We start from the raw sequence: 25,280 nt of genomic DNA, 5'->3' as shown, positions 1-25,280 counted from the left end.
GGCCACGCCGATGACGCTGTAGCGGAGGGCCGCTGGCCCTCACGCTTTCGAAAAAGAAAAAAGCGGGCTTCGGCCCGCTTTTTTTATTGGATTTTTGTCTGCCTGCCGAGCCGATCCGTCGTTGCCCGCGGCAATGGCGCGCTTTTTATACCCGGGTATTATTGACGGTCGTATTTATACCCGGATATTATTGAATCACGCGCGGCGCAGTGACCTCTCAACGTCACCGGCCAACGCGATATCTCAAACGCGGGGAAGGGCTGATGGACAAAGTTAAGAGAAAAGCGCTTGTCACTCTGTACAAGTTGTCATTCCCCTGCATGGGGATTTTTTCCATCAGGAACAGGAAAACGGGCAAGCAGTTGATAGGGCAAAGCAACAATTTGAATGGTGCGTTGAATCGTCATCGATTGGAGTTGCGTCAAGGCGTTCACCGAAATCGGGAACTGATGGCGGATTGGCGTGTGCTCGGAGAGGAACAATTCGCCTTCGAAATCCTGGAACAGATCCAGGAACGTCCAGCGCCTGACTTTGACTACGCATCCGAACTGGAACGATGCATGGCCGCCTGGCAACTGAAGGTCCCGTTCGGTTCGCCCGCTTCCTACGTTTGATGGGTTGTCGTCCCGGGGCGGACACACGGGCAGGGAAGGCCTTGTCCTCTCCCTCGCTCCACGCCCCAGTCGACAGCCCGCGACCATCACCACGAGCACGCCCCTTCATGAGTGAATCATTTTCAGATTGCTACACAAGTTTCGATGCCCATCGGCGCATCGCCACCGGGTCGCTGCAAACCAATGCCCTGGCCGTGAAGCGGGCGCGCGAGCGTGGCTCGGCTGGCCCAATTCTGATCTTCGATGATGCGACGGGCCGTTCGGTGGATGTTGATACGCGAGGGTCGGATGAGGAGGTCGTTGCAAGACTGGCGGCCATTGCACGCGCTGGGCTGGAATCCTCTGACCAGCGCGATGCGCTGGAACCTGCCGGGCGCAGAGGCCGGGGGCGCCCCAAACTGGGCGTGGTTCCGCGCGAAGTGACGTTGCTTCCCCGCCACTGGGAGTGGCTTGCCGGGCAACCGGGCGGAGCCTCGGTGGCGTTGAGGAAGTTGGTCGAGGAAGCGCGGCGAGCCGGCGGCGAGAAGGACACGCTTCGCAAGGCGCACGAGCGGGCCTATCACTTCATGCTTGCCATGGCTGGCGATCTGCCCGGGTTTGAAGAAGCGACGCGGGCACTTTTCGCCAATGAACCCATGATGCTTCGCGACCTGATTGCCGCGTGGCCTTGCGATGTGCGGGATCACGCCCTGCAGATGGCATCGCGTGATGGGCCTGTCGTGCCATCCGCGGGTACTTGACGATGCAGATGTTGAACGCCATTGCGGTGAATGGCATTGCGGTCACCTGCGAAAGTTACGGTCGCGAAGATGCAGAGGCGATTGTATTGATCTCGGGCCTCGGCTCTCAGATGCTTCGCTGGCCTGCATCCTTCTGTGGAATCCTGGTGGACAAAGGGTTTCGGGTCATCCGTTTCGATAACCGGGACGCCGGCCATTCGACACACTTCAGCGACGCCGCGACGCCGGATTTCGCGGCGTTGGCGGGGGCGATCGCCGCTGGTCGAACACCGCAGGTGCCTTACACGCTCTACGATATGGTCGCCGATACGCTTGGGTTGCTGGATGCCTTGCGCATCGACCGGGCGCACGTCGTGGGCAGATCAATGGGCGGGATGATTGCCCAGCTGATATCCAGTGAGCACCCGGAACGCGTCTTGTCATTGACGTCCATCATGTCCAGTACGGGCAATCCGACGCTTCCCGCGGCTGCGCCAGATGTCATGGCCATGCTGACCCGGCGCGCGCCGCATCCTGTCGAGGACGAAGCGGGGTTCCTGGAACACAGCCTTGCCTTTGCCAGACGCATCGCCGGCCCTGGCTATCCGCTCAATGAGCAGGCACACCGTCTGCTGGTCCTGGAAGAAACCCGGCGTGCCTACGATCCGGCTGCATTCGGAAGGCAGATCGCGGCGATCGCTGCAACCGGCGACATCCGTCCACGGCTTGCGCGGATCATTGCGCCAACCCTGGTCGTGCATGGGACCGATGATCCATTGATACCGCTGGACTGCGGCAGGGATACGGCCGACTCCATCCGCAGCGCGGCGTTCATGCCGGTTGTTGGTATGGGCCACGATCTTCCCGCCGCGCTGTATCACTCCGTGGCCGATGCGATTGTCAGGACGGCGCGCCGACAGTATCCGGGGACATAGGCCACGCGCTGGCCTGTGGTGGGGTGCGTGATGTGGCTGGTGTTGCGGTTCTTTGGCTCGCGCATGACCCTCATGCACGTCATGCCGATGTCCGCAAGACAGGTTTGCAGGACTTCGACTGCAGGGCCTTGCACGTCTGCTAACGTGGCCCCGACTTCGTTCCGGGAGACCCCATGTACCGCCAGACCACGACCGTAGTTGCCGTGCTGTTGGCCAGCCTGTTGCCGTTTGCCGGCATGGCCGCCGAGCCCCTGCCCAAGGTCATTGGTGCGTACTATCCCGGCGGCTCGGCCGAGCGCTATCCGGTGGCCTCGATCCCGGCCGATACGCTGACCCATCTGTTCTATGCATTCGCACGTATCGACGCCGGCCGCTGCGTGATCGATCCGCAGGCGGCGGCGCATTTCGCGGCACTGGCTGAACTCAAGCGCACACATCCCAAGCTGCACACGCTGATCTCCATCGGTGGCTGGAACGCTGGCGGCTTCTCCGATGCCGCGTTGACGGCGAGCAGTCGCGAGCACTTCGTACGCTCGTGCATCGCGCTGTTCTTCGAACAGCATCGCGGCAGCTTCGATGGCGTGGACATCGACTGGGAGTTTCCGGTCTACGGTGGCCCGGTCGAGATCACCGACCGTCCGCAGGACCGCCGCAACATGACCCTGCTGGCGCAGGAATTCCGTCGCCAGCTGGATGTGCTGGGCAAGGCGCGCGGCCAGCACCTGCTGGTGACCGCCGCACTGCCGGCCGGGCGCATGCAGACCGATGGCCCCTATGATCCGGCGCGCAGCTACGAGCTGAAGGAACTCGGGCGCACGCTCGATTTCATCACCTTGATGAGCTATGACATGGGCACCGGCTTCTCGAAGGTGTCCACCTTCAACGCCCCCCTGCACGCGGTGCCGGCCGATCCACTGGACCCGGCGCTCAAGCGCTGGAACAACGTGGAAGGCGCAGTAGCCTATTACCAGCAGCACGGCGTGCCGGCCGACAAGCTGGTGCTGGGGGTGCCGTTCTATGGTCGCGGCTTCCGCGTCACCACCGACGCCGCTGACGGCCTGTACCAGCCCTACAGCGCGCCGTTCGATGCCGGTGACTGGCGCCGGATCGCGAGTGAATTCCTTGGCAAGCCCGGCTGGCAGCGGCACTGGCATCCGGTGGCGCAGACGCCGTGGCTGTACAACCCGACCGAGCGCGTGTTCATCAGCTATGAAGACCCCACCTCGATCGGCCTGCGTGCCGATTTCGCCAAGGCGCATCAGCTGCGCGGCGTGTTCACCTGGGAGCTGACCGGCGACGACGCGCAGGGCAGCCTGCTGCAGGCGATGGCGAAGCCGTTCCTGGCCGAGTGATCGCACGCACGCGCCGTGCCCTATGCTTGCGCGCATGGACACCATCCGCCTGCTGGATCTTGACATCGACCGCGCCCGGCAGGCGGTTCGCCGTGGCGACGCGGTCCTGCCGGTGAGCGGACTCAGCTGGCGGTTGCTCGACTGCCTGCTGGAACACAATGGTGAGGTGGTGGATTTCGACACCCTCGCGCAGCAGGTATGGGCCCCGGCCATTGTCGGCGAGGATGCCATCAGCCAGCGCGTGAAACTGCTTCGGCACGCGCTGGGCGACGACAGCCGTCGTCCGCGCTACGTGCGCTCGGTACGCGGCCGCGGCTATCAGCTGTGCGCGCCGTTGCAGGTGGCTGCGCCCGCGGTCGCCCCGCCCAACCAGGTTGGCCGCTCCCGTCGCGTGCTGTGGCTGGGTGCGGCCGTGGCGGCCAGCGCTGCGCTGGTGCTGGTGATGGCATGGCCACGCGGTGGTGCGCCTTCGCCAGCGGACCCCTTGCTGCAGCGCGCGGGCCACTACGCCAGCATCGGCCAGGCCAGCAACAACAGGCGCGCCATCGACCTGTATCGGCAGGCCCTGCAGATCGATCCTGACTCGCTGCCTGCCCGTCGTGGGCTCGCCCGCGCGCTTGCCGCCGATGCCTGCCTGTTCAATGGCACGCCGGCCCGTGCCCAGGAGGCGCTGGTGCTGGCCGAGCAGGTGCTGCAGGCAGCGCCGGACGATGCCGCCGCCTTCGCCGCACGCGGCTACGCGCAAGACTGCCTGGGCGCGATGCCGCAGGCGATCGCCGACTACGAACAGGCGCTGCAACGCGATCCACAGGACGAGCGCACCCGTGCCTCGCTGGCCTACCTTCATCAGGAGAAGGGGCACCTGGCGCAGGCGCTGCAGGCCAACCTGACACTGCGCGAACCCGAACGTATCCGCTTCCGCGATGTCCAGGTCGCACGCGAGCTGGAGCTTCTGGGATTCACCGAGGCGGCCGCACGCCGCCACCAGCGCAGCTTCCAGCTGTATCCGGACAACGTGTTCGCCAATATCGCCTGGCCGCGCAGCCTGCTGGCCATGGGCGAGCAGGGCAGGGCGCAGGCGGCGCTCGATGAAGCGCTCACGCGTGGGACACCGCACCCGGAGCTGTTGCGCCTGCTGGGTGAATTGCGGCTGTTGAAGGGCGACACGCAGGGCGCGGCGGAGGCGTTCGAGCGCAGCCACCAACTGCGCCCGCAGCAGTCGATGGGGCAGACCCTTTCCGGTCTGTATGGCAGCACGGCGGCAAGCCCGGGCTGGATCGCCTCGCGCCTGCGGGCGCTGGACGGGCAGGCCGAGGATGGCTGGTCCGACACGGCGCTGGAACGTGCCCTGCTGCAGCAGGCACAGGGCCGTAACGATGCGGCCATCACCGCGCTGCATCGCGCGGTGGATAGCGGTTTCCGCGATGCCGCCTGGCTGCGGGTGACGCCGTTGTTCGCGCCCTTGCATGGCGCGGCGACATGGCCGGCCCTGCTGGCCAGGATCGATGCGGACGTGGCCGCGCAGCGGTTGCAGGTGCTCGGGGCACCGTGGCGCCCCGAGGACCTGGATGGCCTCAGTGCAATGCGGGTAGCAGGAATTCGGTGAGGATGCGGCGCGACTGCGGATGGGCGTAGCTGCGGTTGTAGGCCCGGCTGGTGACCACAGCCACCAGCTTGCGCTCCGGCAGCAGGAACACATAGTTGCCGCCATTGCCCGACATCGCCCACACCGTGGTCTCGCGGCCCTGCACCGGCAGTTTCAGGCCCCACCATTGGTAGCCGTAGTCGCTGCCGTCGCCGGTACGCGCCTGCGCGCTGATCATCGCCGCCACGTAGTCGGCGGGGATCAACTGCCGTCCCTGCCAGCGCCCGCCATCGAGCACCAGCTGGCCCAGCGTGGCCAGGTCCCGGCTGCGGTAGCGCGTGCCACCGCCGCCCATGCCGATGCCCTCCGGTGAGCGGTTCCAATGGCTGGCCGTGATGCCCAGCGGATGTTCCAGGGCCTGGGCGGCGTAGTCGGCCAGGGGCATGCCGGTGGCGCGTTCGAGCACCGCCCCGAGTACGAAGGAATTGGCGGTGCAGTAGGCATGCGCGCGGCCATGCGGGCTGTCTTCCGGCCGTGTCATCCACGGCGCAAAGCCTTTCACTGGCAGTGACAGGGTGAAGTCCAGCCAGCGCTCGGTGACGTACATGCGTTCCTCGTTGCCCGCCGAGAACGCATTCTCGTCATCGCATTCCCACAGGCTGCTCATGCTCAGCAGATCCTCCAGGGTCGTGGCGCGCAGACGCGGGTCCACCGGGTGCTGCGCGGTGAATTCGGGGAAGTAGTCGTAGATGCGGGCATGCACATCCGGCAGGCGACCGGCGCCGATGGCCGCGCCCACCAGCAGGGCGGTGACGCTCTTGCTGGCCGAACGCACGTCATGCAGCGTGTCCGCATTGGCCTCGTTGAAGTACTTCTCGTAGGCCACCTGGCCATCCACCATCAGCAGCACGCTGGTGACCTGTTTGATCTCCTCGTCGGCGATCGCCGACTCCAGTGCAGCCAGCGGGGCGGGGTCCAGACGGGCGGGGCCGGCCCAGGCGGCAACGGGCAGCGCGGCCGCGAGTGACAGCAGCAGGGGGGCGAATCGGTGTGCGTGGAGGTGCATGGTCGGGTTCCTCGGAGTGAGGAAACGACTAGGCCATGACCGCGGCTGAAGTGCTGGAAAGCAGGCTGAAGATTTCTGAAAGCGAGCTGGGACAAGGCGCGCCGCGACGCGCCCTGGTCAGTGCGCCGTGGGTTCGAGCGGGCGCGCCCACACGCTGTTCGGTTCGCCGTGGCGTGCGCGCCGGCTGCTGGCACGCGCCATCGCGGCGAAGCCGAGCGCCATCGCCAGCGCAACCCCGTCCACCCAGAACAGTGGCCAGTAGCCACGCTGCGCGCTCGTCCACAGCCACAGCCCACTCATCGCGCCATGCACCAGCGGGATCAGTGCGGTGACGATCGCCGCCGACCACAGCAGCTCGCGTGCGGCCTGCCACGGTGCACGCAGCGCCGCCCACAGCGCGCAGCCGCCCCAGACCAGGAAGCAGGTCCAGCGCATGCCACGGTCCGCATAGGCCGGGGCCAGGTGTTCGAGCAGCTGCACGCTGACAAAGGCCGCCGACACCGCTACGCACAGGCCGATGCATACGCCCACCGTCGCCCGCGCCATGTTGATCTGGGCGCGGCCCTGCGCCTGCTGGCGACGCTTGCGGCGCGACTCGATCCACAGCAGGTTGCCCGAATAGAACAGGAACGCACCGCCCAGGCCCAGGGCAAAGTACAGCCACGGCACCAGCGCGTTGCCGTACTCACCGAAGTGCAACGCGTACGCCGTGGCCAGGGTGGCGTGATTGGCATCGCGGTGGCCGGGCAGCTGGGTGTGCAGCACTTCGCCGGTATTGGCATCCAGCGCCACTGCACCGAGCGGGCCCAGCGAGACGCCGCCATCGCCGGTGATTTCAATCACCGCATTGGCGTCGCCGGCATTGGCCAGCTTCAGGTAGGCCGGCTCGAACCGCTTCTGGCCCATGTCGTTGGCCACGGCGATGGCGCGTGCGTGCAGCATCACCAGGCTGCCCGGACGCACCGGCTCGCCGGCGGCGGTGCGGACCGGTGCGGTGTCCATCGCCGCAGGCAGGGCGTCCAGCAGCTTGCCGTTGTAGATCAGCGGGTTGAGCGCGGCCATCTGCAGGAACACCAGGCACAGCAGGGCACCGGTCACTGCGAACAGCAGGTGGAAGGGCAGGCTGAGCACGCCGATCACGTTGTGCGCGTCCTGCCACATCTGCTTGAGGTTGCGGCCCGGGCGCAGCGCGAACAGGTCACCGAGCAGCTTGGGCAGGTGGATCACCAGCCCGGACAGCAGGGCCAGCCCGTACAGCAGGCTCACCACGCCCATCAGATAGATGCCGGCCACCGGCAGGCCGAGCGTGTAGTGCAGCTCATTGACCAGCTCGGCCAGCCCGGCCTGCGGCGGGGTGGGGCTGCCATCGAACTGGTCGGCCCAGGCAAACAGCCAGGTGCCCTTGGCGTCCTGCCAGTAGGCCACCGATTGCGGGGTTTCCGCGCCCGGGAAGGTCATGCCGATGTGCTTGCGCGCTTCCGGGTGTCGTTCCAGCACGCCGTCGAGCAGGCGCTGTGCATCACCCAGGGTCTGCGCGGGCTGCTCCATCGCATGCGGCGACTGCCACAGCGGCAGGTCGTGGTGGAACACGGTGATCGCACCGGCATAGAACGCCACGAACAGGGCGAAGCCAGCCACCAGGCCGACCCAGGTGTGCAGCGTGGTGAAGGTACGCAGGGTGAGCGAACTGAATTTCATCGGCGGTCTCTTACTGCACCCAGTGGGCGCTGCGCAGCAGCCACAGCAGCGCGAACAGGGATAGGGCACTGGCACTGAGCCATGCCCAGGCGCGCAGGCCGGTGCGGAAGGCGAACGCCCACAGCGCGGCCAGCATCCACAGCGGGATGAAGGCGACCAGGCTGGGCACGATGGCCCGTTGCCACGGGCCGGGCGGCAGCCAGGCGATCAGCCCGGTGGCCGCTGCGGCAACGAAGAAGCCTGCGAACAGGCCGGCCAGCGCACGTGCCCACATCAGGACCGCGCCTCGCGTTCCGGGCGTGTCCAGGCGGCCAGGTAAGGCAGCACCAGTGCGGTCAGCATCCAGCCGGCCAAGGTCACGCACAGCCCGGTGGCCAGGCCCAGCTGGCCCATCCACAGCCACAGCGAGGTAGCCGCCGCGACCAGCCCGAGCTGTCGGCCCAGCCGCCCGGCACGGCGCAGCCGTGGCCAGCGGCAGTGCGCCGAGGCGGCATAGAAAGCCAGGGCGGAGAACGCCGAGGCGGAACCGGCAAGCGCGCAGTACAGCAGCGCCAGCGTCGCGTTGTTCACCACTGGTAGCGCACGCTGGCAGTGACGATGCGCGGGTAGCCGTAGTAGCACCAAGTGCTGCTGTTGCAGGCCGAGACGTACTTCTTGTCGGTGGCGTTGCTGGCGTTGACCTGCAGGCGCCACGGGCCACGGTCGTAGTGCAGCGAAGCGTCGATCAGGGTGAACGAGCGGGTGTACCAGTCGTTGTAGATGTCGCCATAGATGCCGCCGTTGTAGCGCACGCCCGCACCGAAGCCGAAGCCGCTCAGTGCCCCGGCGGTGAAGGTGTAGTCGGCGCCCAACGAGGCGGTCTGCTTGGGCACCAGTGCCACGCGCTTGCCCAGCGAGGCGGCATCGGTGCTCTGGCGGACCTTGGCGTCCAGGCGGGTATAGGCGCCATAGACGCTCAGGCCCTGGCCGATGTTCCAGCGCCCTTCCAGCTCGCCGCCACGCACGCGGGTCTGGCCCTGCTGGATCGATTGGAGGGGAGCAACGGGGTCGACGGTAAGGGTGTTGTCCTGGTCGATCTGGTAGATCGCCGCGGTCAGCAGCAGCTTGCCGCCGTCGGGCTGGTACTTCACGCCGGCCTCGATCTGCTCACCGGTGGTCGGTACAAATGCCTTGCCCAAGCGGTCGGTGCCGATGGTGGTCTGGAACGACTGCGACCAGCTGACATACGGGCTGACCCCGTTGTCGAACAGGTAGTTCACCCCGACCCGGCCGGAGAACTTGTCATCGCTCTGGTGCGCCGTGCTGGGCGTGCCGATGCGCTGATCGGTATCGGTGCCCACCCAGTCCTGGCGCCCGGCCAGGGTGACCAGCCAGCGGTCGATGCGGATCTGGTCCTGCAGGTACAGCCCGAGCGTGCCCTGGGTCTGCACCTGGCGCGAGGTGTAATCGGGAATGGTCACCGGCGCGCCATAGACCGGGGTGTAGGCATCGATCGGGGGCGCGCCGAAGGCGAACGCCGAGGCGTAGTCATCGCGCGAACGGCGGTAGTCCAACCCGGCCAGCAGGGTGTGCTCGGCGCGGCCGGTGCGGAACTGGAAGGTCAGGTTGTTGTCGATGGCGACACTTTCGGACTTGTCCATGCGCGGGTAGTAGTAACGCACCAGCGCGGTGCTGTCCGGGCTGGCCAGCCCGAACAGGCCGAGCGTGCCGGCGCTGGCATCCACTTCGGCCCAGGTGTAGCGCGCGTTCTGGCGGAACACGGTGCCGTCGCCGAAGTCGTGGCGGAACTCGTAGCCCAGTGACGCATTTTCCTTGGTGTAGTCGTTCACGCCCGGCTCGCCGCCGAAGAAGCTGCGCGCGATGTAACGGCCGTTGGCGCCGGGCACCACCGTGCCCTGGTTGGGCAGGAAGCCGCCGGCTTCCACCGTGTCGTTCTTCTGGTAGCGGGCCAGCACGGTCAGGCTGTTGGCCGCGTTGGGGGTCCAGGTGATGGCCGGGGCGAGGTAATAGCGGTCGTCGTGGACGTGGTCGATGATGTTGTCGCTGTTGCGCGCCAGGCCGGTCAGCCGGTACAGCACGGTGCCGCTGTCGTTGAGCGCGCCGCCGAGGTCGAAGGCGGCCTGCTTGAGGTCATGGTTCCCCACCTGCAGCTCCACTTCCTGCACCTGGTCGGCGCGCGGGCGTTTGCTGACGAAGTTGACCAGGCCGCCCGGCGGCATCGCCCCGTAGTTGACCGAGGCCGGGCCCTTGAGCACGTCGATACGCTCCAGCCCGTAGGGCTCGATCCGCGATTCGCCGGTCCAGGTACCTTCCACCGAAGCCAGGCCATCGAGGTAGCGCGCCGGCTTGAAGCCGCGCACCAGCAGCCAGTCGCTGCGGGTGTCATCGCCGTACTGGCCGCCCTGGGCGCCGGCGGTGTACCACACGGCCTCTTCGACGCCATGCAGGCCTCGGTCGCGCATCTGGCGGTCGGTGATCACCGAGATCGACTGCGGGATCTCGCGCAACGGGGTGTCGGTCTTGGTGGCGCTGTCCGAGTCGGTCGCGATCGGCGCGGTGACCTGCACCGTGTCCAGGGTGCGGGCCGCGTCCTGGGCGGCGGCCACGGCCGGCACCGTGAACAGGGCGACCTGCAGGGCCAAGGGCAGGATGCGGGGCAGGGCGGCGCGGGCCGGACGGGCAGCGGAACTCATGGCAGGTCCTTGGGGGAGGAGGCTTTGCGGTCAACGGACGGCAATCTGCGCATGGTAATCATTGCTGTTTTTGTTCGCCACACGATCACGTTCAGGCGTCCGGCAGTGCGTTCAGCCCCCGCGCAGCGGCAGGAAACCGAGGATTGGGGTAAGATCAAGGCCTCTTTACCGAGGCAACAAGGTGGCCCGCGCCCAGCGCCGGTCTAGCGTGTGACATGAGCACTACCACCGCCCACCGCTGACGTCCCCGACGGCCCCTGACGCAGGCGCCTTCGTGGCGCTTTTTTATTGCCCGGTTGTTCCCTCCCGGTTTCCCGGTTCCGCATCCCCGGCCTGCCGCGCAGGCCCACCAGCACAAAGCCCAGTCATGATCGCGATCACGCTCCCAGACGGCAGCCGCCGTGAGTTCGAAAACCCCGTCAGTGTCATGGACGTCGCCCAGTCGATCGGCGCCGGCCTGGCCAAGGCCACCATCGCCGGTTCGGTGGATGGCGTGCTGGTCGATGCCAGCGATGTCATCGACCGCGATGCCAGCCTGCGCATCATCACCGCCAAGGACGAGGAGGGTGTGGAGATCATCCGCCACTCGGCCGCGCACCTGGTCGGCCATGCGGTCAAGCAGCTGTACCCGGATGCCAAGATGGTGATCGGCCCGGTCATCGCCGAAGGTTTCTATTACGACATCCATTCCGAGCGTCCGTTCACGCCCGATGACATGGCCGCCATCGAAAAGCGCATGGGCGAGCTGATCGCGCAGGACTACGACGTGGTCAAGCGGGTCACCCCGCGGGCAGAGGTCATCGAGATCTTCAAGGCGCGTGGCGAGGACTACAAGCTGCGTCTGATCGAAGACATGTCGCCGGAAATCCAGGCGATGGGCATGTACTACCACCAGGAATACGTGGACATGTGCCGCGGCCCGCACGTGCCCAACACGCGCTTCCTGAAGGCCTTCAAGCTGACCCGCATTTCCGGTGCGTACTGGCGCGGCGATGCCAAGAACGAGCAGCTGCAGCGTATCTACGGCACCGCCTGGGCCGACAAGAAGCAGCTTGAGGCCTACATCAAGCGCATCGAAGAAGCCGAAATGCGCGACCATCGCCGCATCGGCAAGCAGCAGGAACTGTTCCACCTGCAGGAAGAGGCCCCGGGCCTGGTGTTCTGGCACCCCAAGGGCTGGGCGCTGTGGCAGGTGGTCGAGCAGCACATGCGCCGCGTGTACCGCGACAGCGGCTACGGCGAAGTGCGTTGCCCGCAGATCCTGGATGTGTCGCTGTGGCAGAAGTCCGGTCACTGGGACAACTACCAGGAGAACATGTTCTTCACCGAGTCGGAGAAGCGCACCTACGCGGTCAAGCCGATGAACTGCCCGGGCCACATCCAGGTGTTCAACCAGGGCCTGCACAGCTACCGCGACCTGCCGATCCGCTACGGCGAGTTCGGTTCGTGCCACCGCAACGAGCCGTCCGGCGCGCTGCACGGCATCCTGCGCGTGCGCGGTTTCACCCAGGATGACGGCCACGTGTTCTGCACCGAATCGCAGATCGAAGCCGAAGTGACCGCCTTCCACCAGCAGGCGCTGGCGGTGTACACCACGTTCGGTTTCGAGGACATCCAGATCAAGATCGCCCTGCGCCCGGAAAAGCGCCTGGGCGATGACGCCACCTGGGACAAGGCTGAAGCCGCGCTGCGCTCGGCGCTGGGCAGCTGTGGCGTGGAATGGCAGGAGCTGCCGGGCGAGGGCGCCTTCTACGGCCCGAAGATCGAGTACCACCTCAAGGACGCCATCGGCCGCACCTGGCAGCTGGGCACGATGCAGGTCGATTTCATGATGCCTGGCCGCCTCGGCGCCGAGTATGTCGATGAAAACAGCCAGAAAAAGCACCCGGTCATGCTGCACCGGGCCATCGTCGGCTCGATGGAGCGCTTCATCGGCATCCTGATCGAGCACCACGCCGGGTCCTTCCCGTCCTGGCTGGCTCCGACCCAGGTGGTGGTGGCCAACATCACCGATGCCCAGGCTGAATACGTGAGCCAGGTCAGGAAAACCCTTGCAGATCAAGGCTTCCGGGTAAACGCCGATTTGCGCAACGAGAAGATCGGATATAAGATTCGCGAGCATACGCTGCAGCGGGTCCCGTACCTGCTGGTGGTTGGCGACCGTGAGAAGGAAAATGGCGCCGTGGCCGTGCGTACGCGCTCGGGCGAGGATCTGGGCAGCATGTCCGTCCAGGCCTTCATCGAGCGGTTGCAGGCAGAACAGTCCGTGTAAGAAAGTCCCGGCCCTGCGGATGATCCGCTCAGGGCCGGTTTGATTCCTCTGGGAGATTGCAATATCAGTACCCCTGACAACAAACAGAACCGCAAGAATCAGGAAATCCGGGTGCCGCGCGTACGCGTGATCGGCAGTGACGGTGAAATGATTGGCGTGTTGACGCGTGACGAAGCGCTGTCGATGGCCGAAGACGAAGGTCTGGACCTGGTCGAGATTCAGCCGCAGGCTGATCCGCCGGTGTGCAAGATCATGGACTTCGGCAAGTTCAAGTTCGAAGCGCAGAAGAAGGCCAACGAGGCCAAGAAGAAGACCAAGCAGGTCGAGATCAAGGAAGTCAAATTCCGTCCGGTCACCGACGAAGGCGACTACCAGATCAAGCTGCGCAAGATGCGCGGTTTCCTGGAAGAGGGCGACAAGATCAAGGTCAACATCCGCTTCCGTGGCCGTGAAATGAGCCATCAGGAACTGGGTCGCGAAATGGCCAACCGGATCGAGGGTGATCTGGGCGAGGACATCGTGATCGAGTCCCGTCCGCGCCTTGAAGGCCGGCAGATGGTCATGATGATCGCGCCGAAGAAGAAGTAACCGGCCCTCGGGGAGGTAGCGCCGAGCCATGCTCGGCTGTGAACACCCCCGAAGCCACCACTTCAGATTCGCGTGAAAGCAGAGGCGCCCCCCGGCGCCTTCTGCCGTTTTCCGCGCTTATGGCCTGGCCGAGGCGCTGGCAGGGGGGCCATCGAACGGTTTGCAACCTCCCGCATTCACGGGCATAATGGGCGGCCCCGTTTCTGGGGGATGCTGTTTTCAACGGCAACAGGACCGGCCTGGTTCCCATTGGGGATCCCGGGCTTACAAGCAGGCAAGGGCACGGACGGAAAGTGTGGCAATGCCACCGCCCTGGTCAGTGACAAAACATCATCAAGGACATTGCAATGCCCAAGATCAAGACCAACCGGGCGGCGGCCAAGCGTTTCCGCAAGACCGCCTCCGGCAAGTTCAAGGCTGGCCATGCCAACCGTAGCCACATCCTCACGAAGAAGTCGACCAAGCGGAAGCGCAATCTGCGTCAGACGAACCATGTTCGTGCAGAAGACGCAGGCCGTTTGAACCGTATGCTTCCCTACCTCTGAGGACTGAACCATGGCACGAGTAAAGCGTGGTGTGCAGGCGCGCCGCCGCCACAAGAAAATTCTGACCCTGGCGAAGGGCTACTACAACGCTCGCCGTAAGGTCTTCCGCGTTGCCAAGCAGGCCGTCATCAAGGCCCAGCAGTACGCGTACATCGGTCGTAAGCAGAAGAAGCGTAATTTCCGCTCGCTGTGGATCACCCGTATCAACGCAGCTGCCCGCATCAACGGCCTGAGCTACAGCCGTTTCATGAACGGCATGCTGAAGGCCGGTATCACCCTGGACCGTAAGGTTCTGGCTGACATCGCCGTGCACGACGCAGCTGGTTTTGCTGCACTGGCCGAAAAGGCCAAGGGCGCACTGGCGGCATAAGTCCATTCCCCTGCCGTTGCCGTTCACGCGCAACGGTGGTGGGTAAGGCAAATGCATGGGGAAGGGCGCAAGTCCTTCCCCATTCTTTTTTGTGGTGGCGGTGGCCGGCAACGGACCATCGACCCGACAGCGGTGGCGACGGGTGTCGGCCCGGCGCATATCGCGAAGGCATTCCGACGCGAGGTCCCGGCTATCCATGAGTGACATCCAATCCCTGACCACCCAGGCACTGGCCGACGTGGCCGCCGCGCAGACCCCCGACGCGCTTGAAGCGTTGCGTGTGGCCCTGCTCGGCAAGAGTGGCAGCATCACCGCCCAGCTCAAGCAGCTCGGCGCACTGCCGGCCGATGCGCGCAAAGCCGCCGGCGAAGCCATCAATCTTTCCCGCGATGCACTGACCACGGCGTTGGGCGCACGCAAGGCCGTGCTCGAAGACGCGGCGCTGGACGCGCGTCTGGCTGCCGAAGCGATCGACATCACCCTGCCGGGCCGTCGCGGCGAACGTGGTGGCCTGCATCCGGTCACGCGCACGTTGGAGCGCATCACCGAGATCTTCGGCCGGCTTGGTTACGAGTTGTCCGAAGGCCCGGAAATCGAAGATGACTGGCACAACTTCGAAGCGCTGAACTTCCCGCCGCACCATCCGGCGCGTGCGATGCACGACACCTTCTATTTCGGCGACGGCCGCCTGCTGCGCACGCATACCTCCGGGGTGCAGGTGCGCTACATGGGCGAGCACGCGCCGCCGCTGCGCATGATCGCCGCCGGCAAGGTCTACCGCAGCGACAGCGACCAGACCCACTCGCCGATGTTCCATCAGGTCGAAGGCCTGCTGGTGGACGAGCATTCCACCTTCGCCGACCTCAAGGGCACGCTGTCCGAGTTCGTACGCGCGTTCTTCGAGCGCGATTTCGAGATGCGCTTCCGCCCCAGCTATTTCCCCTTCGTTGAACCCGGCGCGGAAGTGGATATCGCCTGGCAGCAACCCGATGGCAGCACCCGCTGGCTGGAAGTGCTCGGCTGCGGCATGGTCCATCCGAACGTGCTGCGCAGCGTGGGCATCGACCCGGAGCGCTATACCGGCTTCGCGTTCGGGCTGGGCGTGGAGCGTTTTGCGATGCTGCGCTACGGGGTCAACGACCTGCGTGCGTTCTTCGAGAACGACGTGCGCTTCCTGAAGCAGTTCGCGTAATCACGACACGGTACCGTCCACCGGTGCCCGGCGCGCAGCGCTGCCCGGCGGACGACAACGACAGAAGGCAATGGTGGGCCGCGGCCCACTCCAGGGTGACACGATGAAATTCTCTGAAAACTGGCTGCGCAGCCACGTCCCGACCTCGGTCTCCCGCGATGAACTCAGCGCGGTGCTGACCGCGATCGGCCTGGAGGTCGAAGAGGTCACCGCGTTGGGCGGCGGCCTGGACCACGTCGTGGTCGCACGGATCGTCTCGGCCGAGCGCCACCCCGAGGCCGACCGCCTGCAGATCTGCCAGGTCGATGCCGGGCAGGGCGAGCACCTGCAGATCGTCTGCGGTGCCCCCAATGCCCGCCCCGGCCTGGTTGCACCGCTGGCCCTGGTTGGCGCGCAGATCGGTGATCTGAAGATCAAGCCGGCCAAGCTGCGTGGCGTGGACTCCAACGGCATGCTGTGCTCGGCCAAGGAACTCGGCCTGGACAGCGATGCCTCGGGCCTGTTCGAACTGCCCGATGACGCACCGGTCGGCCAGACGCTGGTGGCGTACCTGGGCCTGCCCGATGCCAGCATCGAGATCAAACTGACCCCCAACCGCGCCGATTGCTTCAGCCTGCGCGGCATCGCCTTCGACGTGGCCGCCGCCTGCGCCAGCGAAGTGGTGCCGTTCGATGCGGCGCCGGTGGCGGCGGTGGGCACGCGTGAGCTGTCGATCGCCCTGGGGGCCGGTGCCGAAGCGCCGCGCTACCTCGGCCGCGTCATCGACGGCGTGAACCCGCGTGCGGCCACCCCGCTGTGGATGGCCGAGCGCCTGCGCCGCAGCGGCGTGCGCCCGGTGTCCCTGCTGGTGGACATCACCCAGTACGTGATGCTGGAACTGGGCCAGCCGATGCACGCCTATGACCTGGGCACCCTGCAGGGCAGCATCGGCGTGCGCCGCTCGCGTGCCGGTGAAACCCTCAAGCTGCTCGATGGCCGCGATGCCGCGCTGGACGACAGCTTCCTGGTGGTGACCGACGCCGACCGTCCGGTCGGCCTGGCCGGCCTGATGGGCGGCTTCGATACCCGCGTCACCGACGACACCACCGCCGTATTCCTGGAAGCGGCGCACTTCGCCCCGGCCGCGATCATGGGCCGTGGCCGCAAGCTGGGCCTGCACACCGATGCAGGCCACCGCTTCGAGCGTGGCGTGGACCCGGCGCTGCCGCGGACCGCCATCGAGTACGCCACCCGGCTGGTGATCGACCTGGCCGGCGGCACCCCCGCGCCGGTGACCGAGGCGGTGCGCGCCGCCGATCTTCCGGCCACCGCCAGCATCGGCCTGCGCCGCGCCCGGATCAGCCGTGTGCTCGGCATCCAGATCGCCGATGCCGACGTCGAGCGCATCCTGCGCGCGCTGGGCATGGACGTGGTCGCCGCCGCCGAGGGCTGGCAGGTGACCGCGCCGAGCCGCCGCTTCGACATCGCCATCGAAGAAGACCTGATCGAAGAACTGGCGCGTATCCACGGCTACGAGCGCATCCCGACCACGCTGCCGGGCGGTGCCTCGCGCGTGGCGATGCCGACCGAGACGCGCCTGGAGGATCTCAGCGTGCGTCGCCAGCTTGTCGCCCGCGACCTGCAGGAAACCATCAACTACGCCTTTGTCGATGCCGGCTTGCTGGGCCAGTGGCAGATGCACGAGGACGTGGTGGCGCTGGCCAATCCGCTGTCGGCCGAACTGGCGGTGATGCGCCCGTCGCTGCTGCCCGGCCTGGTCGCCACGCTGGGCCGCAATGCCGCGCGCCAGCTCGGCCGCGTGCGCCTGTTCGAACTGGGCCGGGTGTTCCATCCGCAGGCCGGGGAGGGCGCGCCCGCGCCGCTGGAGACCCAGCGCGTGGCCGCCGCCGTGTGTGGTGACGCCGACCCGCAGCAGTGGGGCCTGGCGACCCGCAAGGTCGACTTCCACGACCTCAAGGGCGACCTGGAATCGCTGGCCGCCGCCACTGGCGCGCAGCTGGAGTTCAAGCCCTCGACCCGTGCGTATGGCCATCCGGCACGTTCGGCCGAGGTGCTCCGGGACGGGGTCAGCCTGGGCTGGATCGGCCAGGTCCACCCGCGTCTGGCCAAGGCGATGGACATCGATGTGGACGTGTTTGCCTTCGAGCTGGACCTGGCCCCGCTGGCTGCACGCCAGCTGCCGCGGGCCAGCGAGCTGTCGCGCTTCCCCTCGGTGCGCCGCGATCTGGCCTTCCTGGTGCCCGAAGCGGCCGCCTGGACCGACCTGGAGGCGACCTTGCGCCGCGCCGTCGGCCCGCTGCTGCGCCAAGTCACCCTGTTTGACCGTTACGTCGGCCAGGGCGTCGAGCCGGGATTCAAGAGTCTCGCTATGGGCTTGATTTTGCAGGACAAGTCGCGCACTCTCACGGATCGCGACGTGGATTCGGTGGTGGCCGAGGCGGTCTCCGCCATGGCGCATGAACATCACGCCAGGATCCGCGGTTGAGCGGGCAGCATGGGGGGTAGCAGGCAATGGCATTGACCAAGGCGGAGATGGCCGAGAAGCTGTTCGACGAAGTCGGTCTGAACAAGCGCGAGGCCAAGGAGTTTGTCGACGCGTTCTTCGATGTGTTGCGTGAGGCATTGGAACAGGGACGTCAGGTAAAACTGTCCGGTTTCGGCAATTTCGACCTGCGGCGCAAGAACCAGCGCCCGGGCCGCAACCCCAAGACCGGTGAGGAAATTCCGATTTCCGCCCGCACGGTGGTCACCTTCCGTCCGGGCCAGAAGCTCAAGGAAAGGGTAGAGGCATATGCTGGATCCGGGCAGTAACCGCGAACTTCCGCCGATACCGGCCAAGCGCTACTTCACCATTGGTGAAGTCAGCGAACTGTGCGATGTCAAACCGCATGTGCTGCGCTACTGGGAGACCGAATTTCCCAGCCTGGAGCCAGCCAAGCGCCGCGGCAACCGACGTTACTACCAGCGTCACGACGTGCTGATGGTGCGCCAGATCCGCGGCCTGCTCTACGAGCAGGGCTACACCATCGGCGGCGCGCGCCTGCGCCTGGAAGGGGCCGGTGCGCGCGAGGAATCGGCGCTGAGCAACCAGATCATCAAGCAGACGCGGATGGAACTGGAAGAAGTGCTGCAATTGCTGCGACGCTGAACCATTGCGCGCATAAAACCGTTATACTCGTCGGCCCGCTGAGAGGCGGGGACAGTGCCAGCATCATCGGGGCGTAGCGCAGCCTGGTAGCGCATCTGCCTGGGGGGCAGAGGGTCGTCGGTTCAAATCCGGCCGTCCCGACCATTGTTGGCAACAGATCAAGGGCTTGTGCAGCGATGCATGGGCCCTTTTTCGTTGTGTCGGGGAGTGTTCCCGACACTCTCCTCACCCCGAGCCTGTGTGGGGTGCTTGCGGCGGCGCATGCGCTTTGGATCCTGGCGCTTAGTGATCGCACTCATCTGACGCTGCAGCCAGGTGATCTCCTAGTCGATTTCCAGTGACGCCTGATGGCACGACTTCCGTGCATTCATCAATGTAGGTGCAACGACGGACCGTTCGATGTGCGTTGTTTTCAGCGCACCGCCGCGCGCATTCAAAGGGGTCAACTTCAGTGATCAGCTATCTGGCGTCGCTGTTCTATTACGGCACACCTGATCTGCGCTGTGCCCGTTCGTCAGGTAATGCCAGCTGCGCACGCCGCTTCCAACATAGATGCGGGATGTTTGCACTCGCACGTACTTCCAGAATCATCCGGGCCACAATCTTGATCCTGGTACTGGCTGTCATGGCCTGCTTCAACGCCCAAGCAATGAAACATGACGGCACGTCAAAGTTGCCATCCGTGGCCGAAAGCATGGCCATCTTTCGTCAACTTGAACCTGAGCTGCAGCAATTTGTTGATCGCCAGGAGAGGCTGGAGGGGCAGGAGCCCAGAGTAGTAGTCAGAATCACGCCTGACCCCGATACGGGAACGGTCTGGGTAGATCTCGACTTAGGTTATCTCCCCAAGGGCCAAACAGAATTCAGTGAAGAACTGGGTGACAAAATCGGGGAGATCACTTCTGAGGTTTACGGGTACCTTTCCGGAGCAGTCGAATTCAAGTTCGTGCGTTCGCGAATTGGTGGGAAGACCCTTGATGAGATATTTCCCCCTGAATACTTGCGGGAGCACAAGGAGAAGCACAGCGCTCGCACACTTGCTGCTCCGGTTCCCGGCTTGGTCGTTCTGAATTCTGGGCACGGATTGCTCGCAAAATTCCCGGTAGTATCTTCCGCCCATTAGCATTCCCGGGGCGTTCTGTTGGGCAGCAACTTGCTACCGCAACCAGCGTGCCAGCTCACCCTCGCCACGCGCGGTGATCTTCAGCACCCGCGAGCCCGGCGTCCGGCGAACAAGATCCTGCGTCAGCATCGCCTGTAGTACGGTCATGCCAAGCTGCCCGGCCAGGTGGCAGCGCCGCTCACTCCAGTCCAGGCAACCGCGCACGGCGGGCCGACGCAGCCGCGTATCGGGCAAGGCGATGCCAAGTGCCTGCATGCCTTCACGTCCACACGCGGACATGCTCCACGCTTCACCTTCGGTGACGATCCAGCCCAGGCCGAGCCAACGCTCGGTCAGTTGCACGGCGATCTCTCCCGCCAGGTGGTCGTAGCAGACACGTGCGCGTCGCAGCCCGGTGTCCGTAGGTCCCAATCGATGTGGGCCGTGCGAAGGCGCTGACACGAGGTGCAGCGCTTCCAGTGCATGTGCCACCTCGGCATTGGCCAGCCGGTGATAGCGGCTACGCCCTTGTTTCTCGATGGCGAGCAGACCGTTCTCGACAAGCTTGGCGAGATGCGCGCTGGCGGTCTGCGGGGTGACCATGGCCTCCCGGGCGAGTTCGCCAGCGGTCCGGCTGCGGCCGTCCATCAGGGCGCCCAGCATCAGTGCACGCGCAGGGTCGCCGATCAGGCGGGCGACTCTGGCAATGGGAGGCAGGGTGGGCATGCTTCGATGGTCGCCGAAACGTTGACGGAAGAACAGGGCAGATACTTTGATTCTTCCCCACATACCTCATCCGATGAATCGCAGAGAGATGCTTGCCTCATCCGGCCTCACGCTATGCGCGGGGATGTTTCCGGCGGCCTGCGGCGGTCAGCCGTTGCCAACCGCACCACAGTCGTTTGTCCTGCCGTGGCGCCATCAAGGAGAGTCCTTGACGCTGGCGCTGCATCGCCGGCCTGCGGCGGGGGATGCGGTGCTGTACGTCCATGGCGCTACCTTCCCCAGCGCCTTGGCGGCCGGGTGGAAGATGGACGGCGTGTCCTGGATGGATGACCTGCAGCGATGCGGATTCGATGCCTGGGCGTTGGACTTCGCTGGGTACGGCGACTCGTCACGCCCTGCGGTGTTCTCACAGGCGGCCACGTCGGCAGCACCGTTCGGTCGGTTCGATGCTGCTGCCGGGCAGATCGTCCTGGCGCTGCGCCATATCCGCAGTGTCCGGCCCAACGCCCGTATCCATCTGATTGCACATTCGTGGGGGACATTGCCGGCACAGCATGTTGTCATCGAGCATCCCGGGGAGGTGTCACGCCTGGTGCTGTTCGGGCCCGTGGTACCGCGCGATGGCGGTGAGGAAGGCGGAAGCAACCCTGCGTGGAGCCTGATGGACGAGTACGCACAGCGACCGCGCCAGCGCACCGGCCTGCCCGACGACGTGCCGACGCCGGTGGATGATGCCGAGCTCGACCGCTGGTGCCAGGCCTATCTCGCCAGCGATGCCACCGCGGCGCAGCGGACACCGCCTTCCGCCAAAATTCCAGGGGGCCCCGCTGCGGACGTTGCGGCCTGCTGGGCAGGGCAGCAGCTCGTCGACAGTGCGCGGATCCGCGAGCCGGTGCTGATCATTCGGGGTGAATGGGATCACGTCACCACGGACGAGGACGCGCGGCGCCTGTTCAATGGTTTGACCGGGTGCCCGGACAAGCGCGACGTCAAGATTTCGGGAGGCAATCATTGGCTCCACCTGCAGCCGCGTCGAGTGGCGTTGTGGGCGGAGGTGAGCAGCTTCCTCAAGGGGATTTGAACGGATGAAGGGCGCAGCACGGGCGGCATGCGCGTGTTGCTGACTGAGCTACGCGCAGCGGCTATTTGAGATACCCCGTCGCATCCATGAACGCATCGATAGCCTGCCGGTCGTCGTACGGCAGTTCAATCAAGGTCGCCACCGCTTTCTGTTTGTCCGGCTGCGCATCGAAGTAGGTCTGCGCAATCCGATAGCCCACGTAGTAGCCCAGGTCGCTCACGCCGAACGTGTTACGGCTGTTGTTGTACAGCCAATCGCGGTAGTCGTTGCCCGCGCGGTCGGCCTGAAAGCGCTGCTTGATCACCGCCTCATGGGCGGGGCCATAGGTGTACAGCGGCAATGCGGGTTTTCTGCCGGTCACGCGTTCGGCCACCAGTTCGGCCACGCCTTCGCGTAGGGCGTACTGGGCCAGGCTGTCGCCGGCCTCGCGCTGCTGGGTATGCACATATTCATGGATGTTGTTCTGGCCGTTGTTGGCATAGGGCTGGGAGGCGTAGAACGTGCGCAGGCGCGATTGCAGCGGTTCGGGCAGTTCGGAAACATCGACGCTGGCATCGCCAAGCGCGAGTTCGGCACCGATCAGGACCTTGTCCTGCAGGGTGGTGCCGCCGGTGCGCAGCACGCCGATGGCGTAGGTGATGCTGGCCGGGCGCAGCGCCGGATACAGCTGCTTGAAGGTCGCGAGGTCCGCTTCCAGGCTGGCGCTGGCCTGGAAGGCGCGGTCGGTGAGCGGGCGAACCGACTGCCAGTAGCGGGGCCAGGCGTCGATCGCATCGACGTACTGTTCGGCAGTGTAGCCACGCGCCTGCATCAACGCGTGCAGGCCGGGCGTGCCTTTCTCGAAGTAGAGCGTGTTGATGAGGTGCAGGCGCTGTGCGCGATCCGGTTCGGCGCGGAGGGCATCGTACGCATTCCAGAAGTGCGCGATGTCGTCGGCTACCACCTGTCGCCCCGCCGCGTCGCGGGTGGCGGCCGTGGCGCTGATCGGGGCTGTAGCGCCCAGCAGGAGCACGGCGTGCAGGGCAAGCATCCATACCTTCATGTCGATCTGCTCGGTTCAAGGGGCGAAGGTTGGATGCGGGCAACGCTGAGAAGGTTTAAACACGCGTGATCATAGGGTTCGCGCGTCTACGCTGGGAATCGCATTGCGTTGCTGCGCTGCAGCTCGTAAGGTCCAGTGCGCCTGCTGCCGACTGCACGGCGGCAGCGTCCATGTACCCCAATCGATTCCGAGCCAACGCCATGAACGAACAAGCCCCTCCCTACGCCTCTCCCCAAAGCCCGCTGGCACAGGCCAAGCGTGTGCGCATTCCGCATCTGCAGCAGATGAAGGAACGGGGCGAGAAGTGGGCGATGCTGACCGCCTACGACATGTACACCGCTGCGATCTTTGAAGATGCCGGTATTCCGGTGCTGCTGATCGGCGATTCGGCCTCCAACAACGTGTTCGGTAATGACAGCCTGCTGCCGGTCACCGTGGATGAGCTGATGCCGCTGGTGCGTGCGGTGAGCCGCTGCACGCGCCGGCCGCTGGTGATCGCCGACCTGCCGTTCGGTTCCTACCAGGCCTCACCGGAGCAGTGCTTCCACACGGCGGTGCGCTTCATGAAGGAAGGCGGCGCACACGCGGTCAAGCTGGAAGGTGGCATCGAAATGGTGCCGCAGGTGCGCAAGCTGGTCAGCTCGGGCATCCCGGTGATGGCGCATATCGGCTTCACGCCGCAATCGGAACATCAGCTCGGCGGCTTCCGCGTGCAGGGGCGCGGTGACAGCGGGGCGATCCTGGTCGAGGCCGCGCTTGCGCTGGAAGAGGCGGGCGCCTTTGCGGTGTTGATGGAGATGGTGCAGGCCGACGTTGCCGCGCAGATCACCGCCGCCGTGTCCGTGCCCACCGTGGGGATCGGTGCGGGCGATCAGTGCGACGCGCAGGTGCTGGTCTGGCAGGACATGGCCGGGTTGCGTACCGGCCCGCTGCCGCGCTTCGTCAAGCAGTACGCCGATATGCACGGCCTGCTGCACAAAGCTGCGTGCGACTTCGCGGCGGAGGTCGAGGCGGGCACGTTCCCGGCCGCGGAACACATGTTCCACAGCTGAGGAATCGCGAGGTTGAATGGATCCGCGTTGCTCGGCCGTCCTAGCCGATCGCGCGGATCACTTCTTCGATCAGCACCACATAGCAGGCCACGAAATAGACCTTCAGCAATGCGGGGTTTTGCTTGGTAAGGAGCGCGCGCATGGGCGTGAGTGTGTGGATTGGACGCCCCGATTGTGACGGAGGTGTGAATTTGAGGCAATCATCACGTTTTTGAACGGATCAGGGATGTCAAGGCGGCTTCGGAAGCGTCGCTGGCTGGCTTGAAACCTTTGTCCTGCAAGGGCATCCAGTGGTGTGTGGGTGCGCGGGCCACGCTCTGTATCGGGCAGGAGCGACGCCCCGGGGCCGGGCCGGCGGTGAACTGCGCAGTCACGGTCGCACCAGCCGGGCCCGCAGAACTGCCCGCAACGCGGTCGTTGCCACCACCACCGGAACCAAGAGTGGCCACTGCAGCAGCCACAGGTCGCGGGTGACTTCCCAGGTCGTCCAAGTAGTGCCGAACACGGTGGCATCCGGCGGGCCCAGTCGCAGTACCAGCAAGACGGCGACCGCGAATGCGGCGTGTTGCAACCACGCCGGGCGGCGCAGGCGCGGCCATCGCGCCAACAACAGTATGGGCATCACCACCAATGCGGCCGCAATGGCGTGCAGCACGACGTCGTTGTGCTCGTAGGTGTACGCCCCCGAGGGCAGCTGCCAGCCGAAGCGCCCCGCGCTGATCCTGGCGGTCAGCAGACCGGCGTAGGCCATTGCGGCGGTGAACAGCAGTGCGAGATCGGTGCAGGCAAGCAGTGCTTGCCGACGGTATGAGCAGGAAGACATGAGTACAGACGACAACGGGAGTGACCATCTCAGCAGATTGCGTTGGGTTTGTCGCGATTGGCGATGCCACGCGCACCACGAATCCCCTACAGTCGTGCTTTCGCCGCCGGGCGCGCGCGTTGAAGGGAGATGGTAATGATCAGGGCGTTGCAAGCGACGGATATCGAGCGTGTCGGTGCCATCTGCATGGCCGCCTTCATGACGTCGGTGGCCACATCGCTGTCGCCACAGGGTGTTGATACTTTTCGTGCGCTGGCTACCGTGGAGGCCATTGCACGGCGGATGCACAACGACAACGTGATGCGGGTGTTCGAGGACGACGGCGGGCTCAAAGGCTACGCCGAGCTCAAACAGGGCCGCCATGTGGCGATGTTGTTCGTCGATCCGGCCAGTCAGCGCCAGGGCGTTGGCGCGGCATTGATGGCGGCACTGTTGGCACAGGTGCGCGAACCGATGGTGACGGTGAGTGCGTCGCTTGGTTCGGTGGGCGCCTATGAACGATACGGTTTTGCGTGCGCTGGAGACGTGGCCGAATCCTCTGGCCTGGTCTATCAGCCGATGCAGCTGCTGATGCCGAAACACCTGTCGCAAGTGCGTTGACCACACGCTGATCGCATCGCCGTTTCACGTGCTTCGGGCGTTGCGCTCACGATGGCGCGACGCACGCAGCGCTAGCA

Annotated in this window: 25 protein-coding genes and 1 tRNA gene; 18 read left to right on the top strand and 8 right to left on the bottom strand. The window is 65.5% G+C overall.

Annotation, left to right across the window (positions count from 1 at the left end; genetic code table 11):
• Positions 1 to 263: 263 nt before the first annotated feature.
• From AC3IPM_RS13220 to AC3IPM_RS13200, 5 genes are all read left to right on the top strand, one after another.
• The gene (locus AC3IPM_RS13220; protein WP_489300363.1) at positions 264 to 614 is read left to right on the top strand and encodes a GIY-YIG nuclease family protein; all 351 of its coding nucleotides are present in this window, start codon (positions 264 to 266) and stop codon (positions 612 to 614) included.
• A 107-nt stretch (positions 615 to 721) separates the two neighbouring features.
• Positions 722 to 1,354, top strand: a complete 633-nt coding sequence (locus AC3IPM_RS13215) for a DUF2239 family protein (protein ID WP_489300361.1) — start codon at positions 722 to 724, stop codon at positions 1,352 to 1,354.
• 2 nt (positions 1,355 to 1,356) lie between these two features.
• Positions 1,357 to 2,268, top strand: a complete 912-nt coding sequence (locus tag AC3IPM_RS13210; RefSeq protein ID WP_489300360.1) for an alpha/beta fold hydrolase — start codon at positions 1,357 to 1,359, stop codon at positions 2,266 to 2,268.
• A gap of 173 nt (positions 2,269 to 2,441) precedes the next feature.
• Positions 2,442 to 3,620 (top strand): glycoside hydrolase family 18 protein, encoded by a 1,179-nt coding sequence (locus AC3IPM_RS13205; protein WP_489300359.1) that lies wholly within the window; start codon positions 2,442 to 2,444, stop codon positions 3,618 to 3,620.
• Positions 3,621 to 3,654: 34 nt separating this feature from the next.
• Positions 3,655 to 5,226, top strand: a complete 1,572-nt coding sequence (locus AC3IPM_RS13200) for a winged helix-turn-helix domain-containing protein (protein WP_489300357.1) — start codon at positions 3,655 to 3,657, stop codon at positions 5,224 to 5,226.
• Here the strand turns inward: AC3IPM_RS13200 and AC3IPM_RS13195 are convergent.
• The 5 genes from AC3IPM_RS13195 to AC3IPM_RS13175 form a co-directional block, all read right to left on the bottom strand.
• Positions 5,195 to 6,271 carry a serine hydrolase domain-containing protein gene (locus tag AC3IPM_RS13195; RefSeq protein WP_489300355.1) on the bottom strand — a complete coding sequence of 359 codons (1,077 nt, stop codon included), beginning with the start codon at positions 6,269 to 6,271 and terminating at the stop codon, positions 5,195 to 5,197. The genes AC3IPM_RS13200 and AC3IPM_RS13195 overlap by 32 nt on opposite strands.
• Before the next feature lie 117 nt (positions 6,272 to 6,388).
• Positions 6,389 to 7,969 (bottom strand): PepSY-associated TM helix domain-containing protein, encoded by a 1,581-nt coding sequence (locus AC3IPM_RS13190; protein WP_489300354.1) that lies wholly within the window; start codon positions 7,967 to 7,969, stop codon positions 6,389 to 6,391.
• A gap of 10 nt (positions 7,970 to 7,979) precedes the next feature.
• On the bottom strand, positions 7,980 to 8,243 hold the full coding sequence (locus tag AC3IPM_RS13185; RefSeq protein WP_489300353.1) for a hypothetical protein: 264 nt from the start codon (positions 8,241 to 8,243) through the stop codon (positions 7,980 to 7,982).
• The gene (locus tag AC3IPM_RS13180; RefSeq protein ID WP_489300352.1) at positions 8,243 to 8,539 is read right to left on the bottom strand and encodes a hypothetical protein; all 297 of its coding nucleotides are present in this window, start codon (positions 8,537 to 8,539) and stop codon (positions 8,243 to 8,245) included. The genes AC3IPM_RS13185 and AC3IPM_RS13180 overlap by 1 nt, the downstream gene beginning before the upstream one ends.
• Positions 8,536 to 10,662 (bottom strand): TonB-dependent siderophore receptor, encoded by a 2,127-nt coding sequence (locus AC3IPM_RS13175; protein WP_489300351.1) that lies wholly within the window; start codon positions 10,660 to 10,662, stop codon positions 8,536 to 8,538. Before AC3IPM_RS13175 ends, AC3IPM_RS13180 begins: the two co-directional genes overlap by 4 nt.
• A 367-nt stretch (positions 10,663 to 11,029) precedes the next feature.
• On the opposite strand from AC3IPM_RS13175, the gene thrS reads away from it, so the two are divergent.
• The 10 genes from thrS (at position 11,030) to AC3IPM_RS13125 (ending at position 19,900) form a co-directional block, all read left to right on the top strand.
• Complete coding sequence (gene thrS / locus AC3IPM_RS13170) at positions 11,030 to 12,934, top strand: threonine--tRNA ligase (RefSeq protein ID WP_489300350.1); 1,905 nt, start codon at positions 11,030 to 11,032, stop codon at positions 12,932 to 12,934.
• 48 nt (positions 12,935 to 12,982) lie between these two features.
• Positions 12,983 to 13,522, top strand: a complete 540-nt coding sequence (gene infC, locus AC3IPM_RS13165) for a translation initiation factor IF-3 (RefSeq protein ID WP_172407481.1) — start codon at positions 12,983 to 12,985, stop codon at positions 13,520 to 13,522.
• A gap of 347 nt (positions 13,523 to 13,869) precedes the next feature.
• Entirely contained in the window at positions 13,870 to 14,067 is a 198-nt protein-coding gene (gene rpmI, locus AC3IPM_RS13160) for a 50S ribosomal protein L35 (RefSeq protein ID WP_017355265.1), read from the top strand.
• 10 nt (positions 14,068 to 14,077) lie between these two features.
• Complete coding sequence (gene rplT / locus AC3IPM_RS13155; RefSeq protein WP_011037598.1) at positions 14,078 to 14,437, top strand: 50S ribosomal protein L20; 360 nt, start codon at positions 14,078 to 14,080, stop codon at positions 14,435 to 14,437.
• 196 nt (positions 14,438 to 14,633) lie between these two features.
• On the top strand, positions 14,634 to 15,629 hold the full coding sequence (gene pheS, locus AC3IPM_RS13150; protein ID WP_489300349.1) for a phenylalanine--tRNA ligase subunit alpha: 996 nt from the start codon (positions 14,634 to 14,636) through the stop codon (positions 15,627 to 15,629).
• Positions 15,630 to 15,732: 103 nt separating this feature from the next.
• The gene (gene pheT, locus AC3IPM_RS13145; protein ID WP_489300348.1) at positions 15,733 to 18,114 is read left to right on the top strand and encodes a phenylalanine--tRNA ligase subunit beta; all 2,382 of its coding nucleotides are present in this window, start codon (positions 15,733 to 15,735) and stop codon (positions 18,112 to 18,114) included.
• Between the two features lie 26 nt (positions 18,115 to 18,140).
• The gene (locus tag AC3IPM_RS13140) at positions 18,141 to 18,440 is read left to right on the top strand and encodes an integration host factor subunit alpha (protein WP_005410432.1); all 300 of its coding nucleotides are present in this window, start codon (positions 18,141 to 18,143) and stop codon (positions 18,438 to 18,440) included.
• Complete coding sequence (locus AC3IPM_RS13135) at positions 18,421 to 18,777, top strand: MerR family transcriptional regulator (RefSeq protein ID WP_125361692.1); 357 nt, start codon at positions 18,421 to 18,423, stop codon at positions 18,775 to 18,777. Before AC3IPM_RS13140 ends, AC3IPM_RS13135 begins: the two co-directional genes overlap by 20 nt.
• A gap of 67 nt (positions 18,778 to 18,844) precedes the next feature.
• Positions 18,845 to 18,921, top strand: a tRNA-Pro gene (locus AC3IPM_RS13130).
• A 307-nt stretch (positions 18,922 to 19,228) separates the two neighbouring features.
• Positions 19,229 to 19,900, top strand: coding sequence for a hypothetical protein (locus tag AC3IPM_RS13125; protein WP_489300347.1), 672 nt, complete (start codon positions 19,229 to 19,231; stop codon positions 19,898 to 19,900).
• 33 nt (positions 19,901 to 19,933) lie between these two features.
• On the opposite strand, the gene AC3IPM_RS13120 is transcribed toward AC3IPM_RS13125, so the two are convergent.
• Positions 19,934 to 20,605 carry an ArsR/SmtB family transcription factor gene (locus AC3IPM_RS13120; RefSeq protein ID WP_489300346.1) on the bottom strand — a complete coding sequence of 224 codons (672 nt, stop codon included), beginning with the start codon at positions 20,603 to 20,605 and terminating at the stop codon, positions 19,934 to 19,936.
• A 208-nt stretch (positions 20,606 to 20,813) separates the two neighbouring features.
• Here AC3IPM_RS13120 and AC3IPM_RS13115 point away from each other — a divergent pair, with 208 nt between their 5' ends.
• On the top strand, positions 20,814 to 21,686 hold the full coding sequence (locus AC3IPM_RS13115; RefSeq protein WP_489300344.1) for an alpha/beta hydrolase: 873 nt from the start codon (positions 20,814 to 20,816) through the stop codon (positions 21,684 to 21,686).
• A 61-nt stretch (positions 21,687 to 21,747) separates the two neighbouring features.
• Here AC3IPM_RS13115 and AC3IPM_RS13110 read toward each other — a convergent pair whose 3' ends face one another.
• A complete protein-coding gene (locus AC3IPM_RS13110; RefSeq protein WP_489300343.1) occupies positions 21,748 to 22,728 on the bottom strand; it encodes a DUF2268 domain-containing putative Zn-dependent protease in 981 nt (326 codons plus the stop codon).
• A gap of 200 nt (positions 22,729 to 22,928) precedes the next feature.
• Here AC3IPM_RS13110 and panB point away from each other — a divergent pair, with 200 nt between their 5' ends.
• Positions 22,929 to 23,780, top strand: coding sequence for a 3-methyl-2-oxobutanoate hydroxymethyltransferase (gene panB / locus AC3IPM_RS13105; RefSeq protein ID WP_489300342.1), 852 nt, complete (start codon positions 22,929 to 22,931; stop codon positions 23,778 to 23,780).
• Between the two features lie 370 nt (positions 23,781 to 24,150).
• Here panB and AC3IPM_RS13100 read toward each other — a convergent pair whose 3' ends face one another.
• Positions 24,151 to 24,603 (bottom strand): hypothetical protein, encoded by a 453-nt coding sequence (locus tag AC3IPM_RS13100; protein WP_489300341.1) that lies wholly within the window; start codon positions 24,601 to 24,603, stop codon positions 24,151 to 24,153.
• A gap of 135 nt (positions 24,604 to 24,738) precedes the next feature.
• Between AC3IPM_RS13100 and AC3IPM_RS13095 the strand changes: the two genes are divergently transcribed.
• Positions 24,739 to 25,203: a GNAT family N-acetyltransferase gene (locus tag AC3IPM_RS13095; protein ID WP_489300339.1), complete on the top strand. Its 465-nt coding sequence runs from the start codon at positions 24,739 to 24,741 to the stop codon at positions 25,201 to 25,203.
• The last annotated feature ends 77 nt before the right edge of the window (positions 25,204 to 25,280 follow it).

It is taken from the genome of Stenotrophomonas sp. GL_111 (assembly GCF_057835245.1).
This window is presented reverse-complemented; position numbering and strand designations above follow the sequence as displayed.

Bases quoted from the DNA above. Each gene is read 5' to 3' on its own strand.
- AC3IPM_RS13220 (WP_489300363.1), top strand. From the start codon at position 264: ATGGACAAAGTTAAGAGAAAAGCGCTTGTCACTCTGTACAAGTTGTCA.
- AC3IPM_RS13215 (WP_489300361.1), top strand. From the start codon at position 722: ATGAGTGAATCATTTTCAGATTGCTACACAAGTTTCGATGCCCATCGG.
- AC3IPM_RS13210 (WP_489300360.1), top strand. From the start codon at position 1,357: ATGCAGATGTTGAACGCCATTGCGGTGAATGGCATTGCGGTCACCTGC.
- AC3IPM_RS13205 (WP_489300359.1), top strand. From the start codon at position 2,442: ATGTACCGCCAGACCACGACCGTAGTTGCCGTGCTGTTGGCCAGCCTG.
- AC3IPM_RS13200 (WP_489300357.1), top strand. From the start codon at position 3,655: ATGGACACCATCCGCCTGCTGGATCTTGACATCGACCGCGCCCGGCAG.
- AC3IPM_RS13195 (WP_489300355.1), bottom strand. From the start codon at position 6,271: ATGCACCTCCACGCACACCGATTCGCCCCCCTGCTGCTGTCACTCGCG.
- AC3IPM_RS13190 (WP_489300354.1), bottom strand. From the start codon at position 7,969: ATGAAATTCAGTTCGCTCACCCTGCGTACCTTCACCACGCTGCACACC.
- AC3IPM_RS13185 (WP_489300353.1), bottom strand. From the start codon at position 8,243: ATGTGGGCACGTGCGCTGGCCGGCCTGTTCGCAGGCTTCTTCGTTGCC.
- AC3IPM_RS13175 (WP_489300351.1), bottom strand. From the start codon at position 10,662: ATGAGTTCCGCTGCCCGTCCGGCCCGCGCCGCCCTGCCCCGCATCCTG.
- thrS (WP_489300350.1), top strand. From the start codon at position 11,030: ATGATCGCGATCACGCTCCCAGACGGCAGCCGCCGTGAGTTCGAAAAC.
- rpmI (WP_017355265.1), top strand. From the start codon at position 13,870: ATGCCCAAGATCAAGACCAACCGGGCGGCGGCCAAGCGTTTCCGCAAG.
- rplT (WP_011037598.1), top strand. From the start codon at position 14,078: ATGGCACGAGTAAAGCGTGGTGTGCAGGCGCGCCGCCGCCACAAGAAA.
- pheS (WP_489300349.1), top strand. From the start codon at position 14,634: ATGAGTGACATCCAATCCCTGACCACCCAGGCACTGGCCGACGTGGCC.
- pheT (WP_489300348.1), top strand. From the start codon at position 15,733: ATGAAATTCTCTGAAAACTGGCTGCGCAGCCACGTCCCGACCTCGGTC.
- AC3IPM_RS13140 (WP_005410432.1), top strand. From the start codon at position 18,141: ATGGCATTGACCAAGGCGGAGATGGCCGAGAAGCTGTTCGACGAAGTC.
- AC3IPM_RS13135 (WP_125361692.1), top strand. From the start codon at position 18,421: ATGCTGGATCCGGGCAGTAACCGCGAACTTCCGCCGATACCGGCCAAG.
- AC3IPM_RS13120 (WP_489300346.1), bottom strand. From the start codon at position 20,605: ATGCCCACCCTGCCTCCCATTGCCAGAGTCGCCCGCCTGATCGGCGAC.
- AC3IPM_RS13110 (WP_489300343.1), bottom strand. From the start codon at position 22,728: ATGAAGGTATGGATGCTTGCCCTGCACGCCGTGCTCCTGCTGGGCGCT.
- panB (WP_489300342.1), top strand. From the start codon at position 22,929: ATGAACGAACAAGCCCCTCCCTACGCCTCTCCCCAAAGCCCGCTGGCA.
- AC3IPM_RS13100 (WP_489300341.1), bottom strand. From the start codon at position 24,603: ATGTCTTCCTGCTCATACCGTCGGCAAGCACTGCTTGCCTGCACCGAT.
- AC3IPM_RS13095 (WP_489300339.1), top strand. From the start codon at position 24,739: ATGATCAGGGCGTTGCAAGCGACGGATATCGAGCGTGTCGGTGCCATC.